This is a genomic window from Blastococcus sp. SYSU DS0669, assembly GCF_054050895.1.
In genome coordinates this window covers 34,841-46,538 of record NZ_JBJHAE010000026.1, presented here as the reverse complement: position 1 = coordinate 46,538, position 11,698 = coordinate 34,841, and the positions used below count along the sequence as shown (strand labels likewise).

The following is an 11,698-nucleotide window of genomic DNA, read 5'->3' as shown; positions in this document are numbered from 1 at the left end:
GCCTCGGCGACCTTGGCGGGGTCCCGGCCGGCCAGCACGGTCAGCTCCGGGCGCAGCGGGAGGTCGAAGAAGTGGGGGGCGGTGCGCCAGGCGTGCGAATGGGCCGCGCCCATGAACGCGTAGCCGACCAGCCCGATGCCGAGGGACGGTCGTCCGGGGGAAGTCATGCGGGAGCTCCTCGTGGGGTGGGACGTGGGATCAGGCAGCGAGGGTGAGCCGCTTGCTGTCGCGCGCCCCTCCCGGCACGGGCATGTACGAGATGCGCAGACGGACCGCCACGGCGACGTCGTGCTCTCCCGGCCCGAGCGGCTCGTCGGTCTCGAAGGCGAGCTGGGCCCGCTCCCCCATCTCCCAGCGGTCGTCGGTCGTCCGAGGCAGCTGGTCGAAGGTGTAGGTGTTCCCGTGCACCGTGAACGTGGTCCGCGACGGCGGGACGGGCTGTCCGTCGAGCACCAGGTCGACTGCCTCCACCATCGACAGGGCCAGGCCGCGGTAGTACGGCATGCGGACCTCGACGACACCGCCGGTGCGGCCGTCGTCCAGGGGGCGGAAGCCCTCCTCGCAGACGATGTACTGGTCGAACATCAGGCGTCCTCTCCGGTGGTCTCTCCGAGCAGGCGGGCGAACATGGCGTGCTGGCGGCGGACCTGCTCGACGCTGTCCACGGGGAAGGCGTCCTGGATGTGCCGGTTGCCCTCGTACTCGCTGGACAGGTAGCCGTCGAAGCCGCCCTCGACGAGCACCGGGACGATCCGGTCGTAAGGGATCGAGTACTCGACCTCGTCGTCGGTCATCTCGTAGAACTTCGCCTGGATGTGCCCGATGAGGGCCATGTGCTCGAGCATCGACTTCGGCTCGGTCCAGATGTAGTGCGTCGCCTGCCGGGCCAGCCCGAAGTCGACCGGACCGCCGCCGCGGTAGTTGACGACGTCCATCAGGGCGTGGGTGTCGCCGTGGTCGTCGTAGGTCCGCACGATCAGGTCGACCAGCTCCGGCTTGGCGCCGTCCCGCAGCGCCCTCTCGCTGACCACCCGGGGGAAGCGCTCCACGAACGTGCCCATGTCCGGCATGAGGCCGAGCGCCGGCGAACCGGTGCGGTGCATGACCTCGAGGTGCTGGAGGATCCACGGGTGCTCGTAGTGGAAGGGCGCGTGCACCTCCAGCAGCAGCCGGACGCCATGGTCCTCGGCGTAGGGGGCCGCGGCCTCCATCACCTCGGGCGGGGTGTTGATGATCGCGCGGACCACCCGGGCACCCAGCCGGACCGCGATGTCGATGTCGCGGTGGAAGGAGGCGACCTGCTCGTCCAGGGTCAGCCAGCGATCGGGGTACCGCTTGGTGTCGAGGAAGAGGTCGGTGGCGACCGGCGTCGTCCCGTACTTCTCCATCCAGCTGAACCACGAATCGACGAACTCGTCGCTGACCCGCGGGAAGCCGGGGATCATCTGCTCGGGGATGAGCTCGATCCCCCGGGCGCCGAAGGCAGCCGCCTCGCGGATGCAGTCCTCGACGGACAGCATGCGCAGGAAGTACTCCTCCTGGAAGGAGTAGAGGCTGACGCCCCGCTTGATGCTGTGGGCCGATGCGGACACGATGTCCTCTCAGACGGTCACCGCGACGAGCCGCGGCGAGGTCGGGGCGATGGCCTGCCCGGTGGACAGGTCGAAGAAGTGCAGGGCCGACGGCGGGACGGCGAACTCGGTACGGGTGCGCTCGCGCACGCCCGCCGATCCGGGCAGCCGGGCCTGGAGCACCGTCCCGCCCGCGAGGTTGCGCAGGTCGCCCGAGGCACCGGGGTTCATGTCCTCGGCGATCTCCATGATCGCGTCGGTGATCACGGGCTCGGCGTCGAGCCGCAGGCGGACCAGCTTCTCCGGCGGCAGGTTCTCCACCAGGTCGACCTCGGCGACGAGACGCAGCGCGTCGGGCGCCGCGGTGGCGGGATCCCGCAACGCCTCCGGGCGCAGCCCCAGGGCGACCGGGGTGGCGTCGGCGCCCGCCAGCTGCGGGTAGGCCTCGAGGAGACCGGCGGGGAGCGGCAACCGCTGCGAGCCGAGGACGAGCTCGTGGCCGGCCGCGGTGCGGACCACCGTCGCGCACATGACGTTCATCGGCGGGGAGCCGATGAACTCGGCCACGAACAGGTTGGCCGGCGAGTCGTAGAGCTCGTCGGGCGTGCCGAGCTGCTGGAGCACTCCCTTGCGCAGCACGGCGATCCGGTCGCCCATCGTCATGGCCTCGACCTGGTCGTGGGTCACGTACAGGGTGGTCACCCCGTACCGGCGCTGCAGCCCGCGGATCTCCGCACGCATCTGCCCGCGCAGCTTGGCGTCGAGGTTCGACAGGGGCTCGTCCATGAGGAAGGCCTGCGGCTGGCGCACGATCGCGCGTCCCATCGCGACGCGCTGCCGCTGGCCCCCCGAGAGCGCCTTGGGCTTGCGGTGCAGCAGCTCGGTGAGCCCGAGCGCCTCCGCCGCCCGCTCGACGCGCTCCGTCACCTCGGCCTTGCCCACTCCCGAGCACTGCAGCGGGAAGGCGATGTTCTCGCGCACGGTCATGTGCGGGTAGAGGGCATAGCTCTGGAAGACCATCGCGATGTCCCGCTGGGAGGGGTGGACGTCGTTGACGACACGGTCACCGATGAGGAGCGTGCCGTCGGATATCTCCTCGAGGCCCGCGGCCATGCGCAGCGCCGTCGTCTTGCCGCAGCCCGAGGGCCCGACGAGGACGAGGAACTCGCCGTCGGCGATGGCGATGTCGAGCTCCGAGACCGCCTGCGTCCCGTCCGGGTACCGCTTGGTGACGTGGTCGAACGTGATCGATGCCATGACTGCTCCTCAGTCGGTGGTGGTTCGGGACGGGCGTGGGGACTGCGTGCGGAAGTCGACCCAGCCGGGTAGCTCCCACGGCCGGACCAGCGCGGTGCGGAGGGCTGCGGCCAGCTCGGCGGGGTCCGGCAGCGGGGAGCCGCGGCCGTCGGGGCGGGTGTAGACCCGGCAGGTCAGCGCCGCAGGCGCAGCAGTCGGGAACAGGTCCCGGCCGCCCACCGCGAACGTCGGGGAGCCGGTGAACCCCAGCCGCCGCGCCTCCTCCCGGTTGCGGACCTCGCGCTCGACCACGGCCACCTCGTCCCGTCCCAGCTCGGCGAGGGTGTCCCGCAGCACCTGTGCGGCTCGCTCGCGCGTGGGGCAACCGGCCCACCAGCGGACCTCGACCCGCCACTTGATCGAGCACCCGGCCGGAGAGGTGACCGGCCTGGCCACGGCCCGCGCGGCGAGCACGTCCTCGAGCGCCTCACGCAGCCACCCGGCGCGCTGGGCAGGATCGTCGTGGTTCCCGTCCGGCGCGCCGTGGTAGCGCACGACACCGCGCCGGTCGATCACGAAGACCTCCGGTGTGGCCGTTGCCCCGTAGGCGCGGGCGACGACCTGCTCGGGGTCGCGCAGGAAAGGCCCGACCACCTCGCCGGCGGCGACCCGCTGCCGCAGACCCTCCGCTGAGTCCTCCGGGTGGTCGGACTCGTCGTTGCTGACGACCTGCAGGACGGCGACGTCCCGGGTGGCGTAATCGCGGACGACGTCCTGGATGCGGTCGTGCCAGGCGCGCGCGTAGGGGCAGCCGTTGGCCGTGAAGACGACGACCGTCGCGGCGCGGTCCGCCGGGTCGAGACCGACGGTGGCGCCGTCCGTCCCGGGCAGCGCGAGGGGTGGAGCGGTGTCACCGACGGTGAGCCGGCTCATCGGACTGTCCCTTCGATCTGGACGGTCACCCGTTGCACGAGCGGCACGCCGGGGGCCTGCTGGATGTAGGGGATCCGGACGGCGACGCCGAGTCCGATCTGGTGCCGTGCCCCCGGAACCCCCGGGGCGTCGAGCGCCACGTCCAGCGCGTCGCGCAGGTCCCACCAGGTGCCGGACCCGCCGGCGTCGGAAACCGGGCCGGTGAAGCCGCCGGTCGAGACCGAGCGCAGTGGCACCTGGGCACCGTCGACGGTCACCTCCACCTCCTCGAGGCAGGAGACCGGCAACGACCGGTACCAGGGCAGGCGGACGGCGAGGTGCAGGCGGCCGTCCGGGGCCGAGACCGCGTCGGAGCGCAGGGTGCCCTCGCTCATCGTCATGCCGTCACCGCCGTCCGGGCACCGGCCAGCTCGGACAGGAGCGCGACGTGCGCCGCCGAGACGGCGATCGGGTCCGCCCCGTCGCGCTCGAGCAGTTCGTGGCCGCCCCACTCGCTCAGGACTGCGCCCTCGTAGCCGGCTGCGGACAGCGCTCGCAGCCACGCTCCGTGCGACCCACGGACTGCCTCGACGTCCGTGTCCCAGAACTTCGCGTGCGCGTGCCGGACGAGCGGCAGGAGCTCAGCCCACTCCTCCGGCTCCGTCCGGCCGCACCGGCCGAGCACACCGGCGACCAGTGGAGCCAGCTCCGCTTCACGCGGGTGCCCCGCGACCACCGCCAGCGCCGATCCGATGCGCGGCCCGATCGGGCCGCCCTGGGCCCACGCCTGGTGCACCGCGGTGACTTCCGGTGCAGCGAGACCCAGCCGGCGCAGCGCCATACCGAGGGCGGACGGGAGCGCGGACGTGGAGAGGCTGGAGTCGATCGTCAGCCCGAGGAAGGGCGTCCCGGTCCGCCGCTGCAGCTCCACCAGCTCCAGCACGGCCGGGGCGCCCGGCGTGGTGGCGCCCTGCACCTCGAAGGTGAGGACGACGCCCAGCCGCTCCGCTTCCGCGGCGACCCTGCCGAGCAGCTCGGGGGACATCCCGAGCGTCGCCCGGACGACGGGGAAGCCGAGTCGCGCGGCGGCCGCCAGCTGGGGGGCGATGTCGTCGAAGGCCTGCTCCACCGTCATCGGCCGCCCCGGACGGCGGAAGAGATCGGTGTACACCCCCAGGGCGACCGGCGTGAGCTCCAGCCGCTCGACCGCGTCGCGGAAGGCGCGCTCGTCCTCCGGCGCGACCGCGGGGAAGCCGCGCCAGGCCTGGTGGCCGATCAGCTCGACCGCCGGGCCGCACCCGGCAGCGGCCACCTGTTCCAGCAGTCCGACCGCGTCGGCGCCTCCCCGCCACAGCGGGGTCAGCGAGAAGAGCGTCATACCGAGCTGGGTCATGTCAGACGCCGGCTTCGATCCAGCGGCCGGTGCGGGACGGCTCCACCCGTGGGAGGGCACCCTCGCAGCGACCGGTGGTGCGGCCGTGCACCGTGCCGGCGGGCCAGCGGCCGGCGGTGCCGGCAGCGACGTCGTCAGCCATGGGAACTCCTCGCGAGGCAGGTGGCCGCGGCCACGGACGATGGGTGAGGGCAGACCGGTGGACGAGCACGACCGGGCGGCTGGAGCGGGACGGGTGGCGCTGGGGCGCGCTGAGCGCCGGGCGGCAGGAGCGAGCGCCTACTTGATGCCGCCGGCGAAGCCCTGGATGAACCGCTTCTGGGCGAAGAGGTAGAAGGCCAGGATGGGCACCATCGAGATGATCACGATCGCGAAGATCTTGTTCCAGGCCGAGACCAGCGAGCCGACGTAGTAGTACATCGACACCGGCAGCGTCTGGTTGTCGGAACCGCCGAGGAAGATCAACGCGGTGAAGAAGTCGTTCCACACGATCAGGCCGGTGAGGATCGCGACCGTCCCGGTGGCCGGCGCCATCAGCGGCAGCACCACGCGCAGGAAGACCCGGCCCGGCCCGGCCCCGTCCAGCGCTGCGGCCTCCTCGTAGTCGCGCGGCAGGTTCCGGAAGAAGCCGGCGTAGAGGAACACCGCCAGCGGCATCAGGGTCCCGACGTACAGCAGGACCATCCCCCACACCGAACCGACCAGACCGAGCTGCCGCGCGCCGATGTAGAGCGGGACCAGCCCCAGCTGGGTGGGCAGCAGGATGGCGATGAGGAAGAGGTAGAAGGTGACGCTCCCCCACCGGGCGGTGCTGCGGGCCAGCACGTAGGCGGCGAGCGATCCGAAGGCGACCAGCCCGGCGATGCTGCCGAGCGTGATCAGGACGCTGTTCAGCAGCGCCATCAGGATGTTGTTGTCCCCGCCCTGGGTCAGCACCTCGGCGAAGTTCTCGAGGGTCGGCCGACCGGGCGGCGCCGACGTCCCCGTGGACAGCAGTTCCTCGTCGGGCTTCAGCGCGGTGATGACGAGGAAGTAGAAGGGGAGCAGGGTCAGCAGCGCGGCGACCCAGACGAGCCCCTCGCGCAGGGCCGTCATCTTCGTGTAGCGGAACATGATCCGGGCCCCTTAGGAACGGTCCTTGGTGGCCGCCTGCTGGAGGACGGCGAAGACGAGCATGATCAAGGTCAGCAGGAGGGCCAGCGCAGCGCCGAAACCGAAGTTGCTCAGCGCGAAGGTCTCCTTGTAGACCTGCGTGGCCAGGGTCTCGGTGGCACCCGCGGGCCCCCCGCCGGTCAGCGCCATGACCTGGTCGAAGACGCGCAGGCCCTGGATGAGCATGAGCGTCGAGGCGATCGCGACCGACGGCCGGATCGACGGCAGGGTGATGTGCCGGAAGCGCCGCCAGGTGCTGGCGCCGTCCAGAGCGGCGGCTTCCTCGATCTCCGCCGGCACCGTCGCCAGGCCGGCGAGGTAGATGACCATCACCATGCCGGTGGTCTGCCAGGCCATGACCACCAGCACCGCCCACAGCGCCAGGCCGGGGTCCGCCAGCCACAGCCGGGGCTCCATGCCGATCCAGCCCAGTACCCCGTTCAGCGGCCCGTTGAAGTCGAAGATGAACTTCCAGACGTAGGACACCGCCAGCGGGCTCAGGACGACGGGCATGAAGAAGAGCACCCGCAGGAGGTAGCGCGTCCGGAGCGTGCGGTTCAGGGCGAGCGCGAGGACCAGGCCCACGACGTTCGTGGCGATGAGGAACCCGAACGCCAGGAACAGCGTGTTCTGGATCGACCCGATCATGGCCGGGTCGTCGAAGATGCGCCGGAAGTTCTCCAGGCCGATGAAGTCGAAGTCCCCGACCCCGGTCCAGTTGGTGAAGGCGTAGAAGGCGCCGCCCGCGGTGGCCAGGTAGTGGATCAGCACGACCACGAGGACGGCGGGCAGCGCCCACCACCACCGGCCGTGGGAGATGAGCGGGCGGGGGCGCCGGGAGCGGAACGGTGCTCCACCCCCGGCGCCTGCTGCCGCGCCCCGGACGACGGGAGTCGTGTCCTGCGGAGTACCCATGGTTGCAGTCATCGTTCGTCCCTCGACTCGATCCGGAGCGCAGCCCGCTGTGCTGCTACTGGTCGTAGGCCTGGTCCATGGCCTCGAGCACCGACTGGACGTCGCTCTGGCCGGTCAGCAGCCCCTGGGCCCCGGTGGCCAGGGCGTCGTAGACACCCGGGTTCGGCCATCCCTGGTTCGGCAGAGGCGCGTAGCTGCCCGACTCCAGCAGGTCACGCACCGGCTCGTACGCCGCGTTCAGGTTCGCCCCGGGACCGGTGATCGGGACACCGCCCTGGATCTCGGTGACGCGCTCGGCGTTCTCCGGGTCGGCCATCCACTCGAGGAAATCGAGAGCCGCCTGCTTCTCCCCCTCGTCAGCGTCGGCGTTGACGCTGAGCACGTAGTTGGGGCTGGCGAGCAGGTACGGTTCGCCCTCGGCCGGCGGGAAGGCGCGCGTGTCCAGTTCGAGGCCCGGCGTGGCGTTCATGAGCTCGTTGGCGGCGGTACCGGGCAGGAACGCGGTCAGCGACGTGCCCTGCGTGATGCCCTGGGTGATGGCGTCGAAGCCCGCACCGGGCGCGCCGGGCTGGAAGCAGCCGGCCTCGTTGAGGTCGACGACCGTCTGGAGCGTCTCCTGCCAGCCCTCGCTCTCGGCGAACGTGGTCTCCCCGGCGGCCCGCTGGTCGTTCCAGTCCGGGGTCTCGGCGTAGACCCGCGTCGCGGAGATCGCCATGGACATCAGGCCGGGGTTCGGCGGGACCGCCCCGGCGATGACGGCCATGGACCTGCCTTCGTCGGCCAGCGACCGGCAGGCCTCCAGGTAGGCGTCGAAGTCCTCGGGGTACTCGACCCCCGCTTCCCCGGCGGCCCCGGCGTTCCACGTCACGGCGACCGGGATGAGGCTGGTCGGCTGCGCGTAGATCTCCCCGTCGATCCCGAACTGGGACTCGCTGCCCTCCGGCACCAGTGCCGCGGACGCCTCGCCGAGCGGCTCGAGGTAGCCGGCCTCGGCCAGCGGGATGACCGAGCTCGACTGGCCGGAGCCGGGAGAGAACATCATGAGGGCCGGCGCGTTCCCGCCCTGCAGCTGGGTCCGCATCGTCAGCCCGTAGCTGTCCGGCGGCAGCGGCTGGGTCTCGATCTGGACACCGGTCTCCTCGGTGTACTCCTCGGCGAGGACCAGCCACGGGTTCTCAGCGCCACCGCTGGCGTTCTCGAACGCCCACGTGAAGCTGTCGGCGGCGCCGCCGCCCGCGCCGGCTGCACCGCCGCCTCCCTCGTCCCCGCCGCCGCACGCCGCGAGCGTGAGAACGCTGACGGCGGGCACGGCGGCGAGGACGCCGAGACGGCGGATCCGCCCATGGCCTTGCTGGTTCATGTAGGAGCCTTTCGTGACGCGGCCGGTCGCTCGGCCGGTTCGACGACGGGACGCCTCTGCCGCGGTGTCCGGTTGGACCGCTGCGCTGTCGGCGTGATGCCAACCACATACTTCTGTCCGTCACCGGAGGAAGTCAACGGATGGGGGACCTAAGAGTCCTGATGTGCCGCATCACCGGCGTCTATGGCGCCGGCGGTGCCCCAGTGCGCGTCGACCACGGGCGGTCAGGCTGCGGCGTCGGCCATGGCCGTGGCGAGTTCGGGGTGGGCCGCGGGGCTGTGGAACGGCAACCACAGCGGCAGGCGGTGCGGGGCGAAGATCGCGTCGAGCGCAAGGTGCACGGCGCCCGCCAGCCCGGCGTCCTCCCCCAGGGTCGCGTGCTCGATGCGCAACGTCCGGGTCGCGAGCGGGAGCGACCGGCGGTAGACCGACTCGCGGATGACCGCCAGGACGTGGTCCCCCGCCTGGACGACGCCGCCTCCCAGGACCACCAGCGCAGGGTTGTAGAAGCTGACCAGCGTCGCGAGGGCGCTGCCGACCATTTGCCCGGCCCGGGCGAGCAGGGCCCGCGCTGCCGGATCCCCCCGGTCCGCGGCCACCGTCACGTCAGCGGCGGTGATCCTCCCCGAAGCCGCCAGGAGCTCGGCCAGCACCGGGCTCCCGCCGGCCTCCGCGAGGCGCCGGCCGTCGCGGGCGAGTGCCGCACCACCGGCCGCGGCCTCGAGACAGCCGACGTTGCCGCACCGGCAGACGACCTCACCGGCCTCGGCGACCACCACGTGCCCGATGTCGCCGGCACACCCGTTGACCCCGCGGTGCAGGCGACCACCGGAGACCAGACCGGCGCCGATCCCCGTCCCAATCTTGACGTACAGGAGATCACCCGCGGCCGCGGCCACCGGGTTGGTGCGCAGCTCGCCCAGGGCCAGCAGGTTCACATCGTTGTCGACCCAGACGGGCGCCGCGAACCTTGCGCCGAGGCGGTCGGGGATGGAGTAGCCGTCCCAGCCCGGCATGATCGGAGGGGCGACCGGAAGGCCCGTGCCGACGTCGACCGGACCGGGCACCCCTACCGCGAGACCCCAGAGCGGACGCGGGGTCGGCTGTGCGCGCAGCAACTCCTCGACCACCTGCTCGACGCGGGTCAGGACGACCTCGGGCCCGTCCGCGACGTCCACGCCTTCCTCGACCTTGCTCAGGACGGTACCGGCGAGATCGGCCAGGCCGACGACCATGCCGGTCGCCCCGATGTCCACACCGGCGACGACGCCGGACTCCGCCCGGAAACGCAGCCGCCGCGGTGCCCGGCCGCCCGTGGACGCGCCCAGCCCGTCCGACGCGACCAGCCCGGCATCCTGCAGCTCGGCGACGCGCTGGGCGACGACGCTGCGGCCCAGCCCGACGACCCGCATCAGCTGCGGCTGGGTGATCCCGCCGCTGCTGCGGATCGCATCCAGGACGGCGACCAGGCCGTCGATCCGCTCAGCAGGCATCGCGCCGCTCCGCGGCAGCGACGAGGCGGGATGTCACGTTCCGAGACTAAGGGCTTTCTCCGGAAACCGACAGAAGAGAAGAGTGCAGCGACCGAGAGGTCAGGCTGACAGGCCGGACTCACGGTGGGTCCCCGTCCTGGCGGCCAGCAGCGTCGGCAGGTGCTCCCGGGAGAAGACCCGGTCGAGAGCGAACTGCACCGCTCCGGTGACGCCCGCGATCTCCTCGTCGACGGCGGAGAGATCGACCTGCAGGTCACGCGTCGCCGCTGGGAGAGCGTGCCGGTAGATGGCCTCGCGGATCGCGGCGAGGACGTGGGCGCGGGCCCGCGCGATGCCGCCGCCCACCACCACGAGCTCGGGGTTGTAGGCGTTGACGAGCGTGGCGAGGACTCCTCCGATGACCGTGGCCGACCGGTGCAGCAACGCCCGGGCCGCCGGATCCCCCTGCTCCGCGGCGCGGGTGATGTCCAGCGGGCGGAGCGCCCGGGTCTCGGCCAGGATCGCCGCCAGCACCGGGCTCTGGCCGGTCTCGGCGAGCAGCCGGGCGTCGCGGGAGAGCGCGGCACCGCCGACGACGGCCTCGAGGCAGCCGACGCTGCCGCACCGGCACACCACCTCACCGCCCTCTGGCACGGTGACGTGCCCGATTGCGCCGGCCAGCCCGCGCGCCCCCCGGTACAACCGGCCGTCGGTCACGACGGCGGCCCCGATGCCGGCGCCGCCGCCGAGGTAGAGCATGTGCGCCGATCGAGCGGCCACCGGGTTGACCCGGCGCTCGCCGAGGGCGAGCAGGTTGACCCGGTCATCCATCCACACCGGTGCCGACCAGGCCGACCCGAGCCGCTGGCGCACGGCACGGCCGTCCCAGGTGGGCATGGTGGGCAGGGCGGCGGGTGCTGCGCCGTCGAGGGCCACCGGCTCGGGCATGCCCAGCGCCACGGACCAGACGTTCCCCTGCAGGCCGGCCTCGGCGATCAGTGCGCTCCCCATCGCCTCGACGGTCGGCAGGACCGCCTCCCACCCCCGAGAGACGTCGATGTGCTCCTGCGCCGTAGCGCGGATCGTCCCAGCCAGATCGGCAGCGCCCACCACGAGCTCGTTGGACGCGATGTCCACCCCGAGGACGGAACCGGCCTCCGCACGGAGCCGCAGCCGGCGGGGCGCACGGCCTCCGGTGGAGGGTCCGAGCCCATCGGACGCCACCAGGCCCGCCGCCTGGAGTTCAGCGACCCGCTCGGCGACCACGCTGCGACCGAGCCCCACCTGCTCGACCAATTCCGACTGGGTGGTGCTCGGGGCGTCCCGAAGGGCGTCGAGCACGGCGGACAGCCCGGTGAAGCGTTCACTCGGCATGGGGAGACCTCACATGACGATCATCCCGGCCGGTGCGCCGGGGGCAATTCCGCGGAGCTCCCGATGCCCCTGCAGAGGGACGCCGTCCCGGACGGCGCCGCGGGTGGCCGCGTCGCCGTGACCGTTGCCCCGCCCACGAGGAAGGCGGGCCGGCCGTCACGGCCGACCCGCCTCTGACCTGCGGTTTCTCTGTCGGGCTGACAGGATTTGAACCTGCGACCCCTTGACCCCCAGTCAAGTGCGCTACCAAGCTGCGCTACAGCCCGCGGGACGATGACGTCCCGGGCTTCCCCGGGCCGCGAACGACCGCCCG

At 72.3% G+C, this 11,698-nt stretch carries 12 protein-coding genes and 1 tRNA gene; all 13 read right to left on the bottom strand.

What is annotated here, in order from left to right; genetic code table 11:
• Nucleotides 1-198: 198 nt before the first annotated feature.
• The 13 genes from ACI792_RS18785 to ACI792_RS18725 all read right to left on the bottom strand — a co-directional run bounded on the left by ACI792_RS18785 (nt 199) and on the right by ACI792_RS18725 (nt 11,651).
• Nucleotides 199-585 carry a C-glycoside deglycosidase beta subunit domain-containing protein gene (locus ACI792_RS18785; RefSeq protein ID WP_456603936.1) on the bottom strand — a complete coding sequence of 129 codons (387 nt, stop codon included), beginning with the start codon at nt 583-585 and terminating at the stop codon, nt 199-201.
• On the bottom strand, nt 585-1,592 hold the full coding sequence (locus tag ACI792_RS18780; RefSeq protein ID WP_456603935.1) for a sugar phosphate isomerase/epimerase family protein: 1,008 nt from the start codon (nt 1,590-1,592) through the stop codon (nt 585-587). Before ACI792_RS18780 ends, ACI792_RS18785 begins: the two co-directional genes overlap by 1 nt.
• A gap of 9 nt (nt 1,593-1,601) precedes the next feature.
• Nucleotides 1,602-2,828 carry an ABC transporter ATP-binding protein gene (locus ACI792_RS18775; RefSeq protein ID WP_456603934.1) on the bottom strand — a complete coding sequence of 409 codons (1,227 nt, stop codon included), beginning with the start codon at nt 2,826-2,828 and terminating at the stop codon, nt 1,602-1,604.
• 9 nt (nt 2,829-2,837) lie between these two features.
• Nucleotides 2,838-3,740, bottom strand: coding sequence for a redoxin domain-containing protein (locus tag ACI792_RS18770; RefSeq protein WP_456603933.1), 903 nt, complete (start codon nt 3,738-3,740; stop codon nt 2,838-2,840).
• Nucleotides 3,737-4,120, bottom strand: a complete 384-nt coding sequence (locus ACI792_RS18765; RefSeq protein ID WP_456603932.1) for a C-glycoside deglycosidase beta subunit domain-containing protein — start codon at nt 4,118-4,120, stop codon at nt 3,737-3,739. The genes ACI792_RS18770 and ACI792_RS18765 overlap by 4 nt, the downstream gene beginning before the upstream one ends.
• A complete protein-coding gene (locus tag ACI792_RS18760) occupies nt 4,117-5,112 on the bottom strand; it encodes a sugar phosphate isomerase/epimerase family protein (protein ID WP_456603931.1) in 996 nt (331 codons plus the stop codon). Before ACI792_RS18760 ends, ACI792_RS18765 begins: the two co-directional genes overlap by 4 nt.
• 1 nt (nt 5,113) lies before the next feature.
• Nucleotides 5,114-5,254, bottom strand: coding sequence for a hypothetical protein (locus ACI792_RS18755; RefSeq protein WP_456603930.1), 141 nt, complete (start codon nt 5,252-5,254; stop codon nt 5,114-5,116).
• A gap of 137 nt (nt 5,255-5,391) precedes the next feature.
• Nucleotides 5,392-6,225 (bottom strand): carbohydrate ABC transporter permease, encoded by an 834-nt coding sequence (locus ACI792_RS18750; protein ID WP_456603929.1) that lies wholly within the window; start codon nt 6,223-6,225, stop codon nt 5,392-5,394.
• Nucleotides 6,226-6,237: 12 nt separating this feature from the next.
• Nucleotides 6,238-7,179, bottom strand: a complete 942-nt coding sequence (locus ACI792_RS18745; protein WP_456603928.1) for a carbohydrate ABC transporter permease — start codon at nt 7,177-7,179, stop codon at nt 6,238-6,240.
• Nucleotides 7,180-7,234: 55 nt separating this feature from the next.
• Complete coding sequence (locus tag ACI792_RS18740; protein WP_456603927.1) at nt 7,235-8,539, bottom strand: ABC transporter substrate-binding protein; 1,305 nt, start codon at nt 8,537-8,539, stop codon at nt 7,235-7,237.
• A gap of 224 nt (nt 8,540-8,763) precedes the next feature.
• Nucleotides 8,764-10,032 carry an ROK family transcriptional regulator gene (locus tag ACI792_RS18735; protein ID WP_456603926.1) on the bottom strand — a complete coding sequence of 423 codons (1,269 nt, stop codon included), beginning with the start codon at nt 10,030-10,032 and terminating at the stop codon, nt 8,764-8,766.
• 99 nt (nt 10,033-10,131) lie between these two features.
• Nucleotides 10,132-11,385 carry an ROK family transcriptional regulator gene (locus ACI792_RS18730; RefSeq protein WP_456603925.1) on the bottom strand — a complete coding sequence of 418 codons (1,254 nt, stop codon included), beginning with the start codon at nt 11,383-11,385 and terminating at the stop codon, nt 10,132-10,134.
• Nucleotides 11,386-11,577: 192 nt separating this feature from the next.
• A tRNA-Pro gene (locus ACI792_RS18725) sits at nt 11,578-11,651 on the bottom strand.
• Nucleotides 11,652-11,698 lie beyond the last annotated feature (47 nt).

Excerpts from the sequence above, each read along its gene's own strand:
- ACI792_RS18785 (WP_456603936.1), bottom strand. The coding sequence starts at position 585 with ATGTTCGACCAGTACATCGTCTGCGAGGAGGGCTTCCGCCCCCTGGAC.
- ACI792_RS18775 (WP_456603934.1), bottom strand. The coding sequence starts at position 2,828 with ATGGCATCGATCACGTTCGACCACGTCACCAAGCGGTACCCGGACGGG.
- ACI792_RS18770 (WP_456603933.1), bottom strand. The coding sequence starts at position 3,740 with ATGAGCCGGCTCACCGTCGGTGACACCGCTCCACCCCTCGCGCTGCCC.
- ACI792_RS18765 (WP_456603932.1), bottom strand. The coding sequence starts at position 4,120 with ATGACGATGAGCGAGGGCACCCTGCGCTCCGACGCGGTCTCGGCCCCG.
- ACI792_RS18760 (WP_456603931.1), bottom strand. The coding sequence starts at position 5,112 with ATGACCCAGCTCGGTATGACGCTCTTCTCGCTGACCCCGCTGTGGCGG.
- ACI792_RS18755 (WP_456603930.1), bottom strand. The coding sequence starts at position 5,254 with ATGGCTGACGACGTCGCTGCCGGCACCGCCGGCCGCTGGCCCGCCGGC.
- ACI792_RS18750 (WP_456603929.1), bottom strand. The coding sequence starts at position 6,225 with ATGTTCCGCTACACGAAGATGACGGCCCTGCGCGAGGGGCTCGTCTGG.
- ACI792_RS18745 (WP_456603928.1), bottom strand. The coding sequence starts at position 7,179 with ATGGGTACTCCGCAGGACACGACTCCCGTCGTCCGGGGCGCGGCAGCA.
- ACI792_RS18740 (WP_456603927.1), bottom strand. The coding sequence starts at position 8,539 with ATGAACCAGCAAGGCCATGGGCGGATCCGCCGTCTCGGCGTCCTCGCC.
- ACI792_RS18735 (WP_456603926.1), bottom strand. The coding sequence starts at position 10,032 with ATGCCTGCTGAGCGGATCGACGGCCTGGTCGCCGTCCTGGATGCGATC.
- ACI792_RS18730 (WP_456603925.1), bottom strand. The coding sequence starts at position 11,385 with ATGCCGAGTGAACGCTTCACCGGGCTGTCCGCCGTGCTCGACGCCCTT.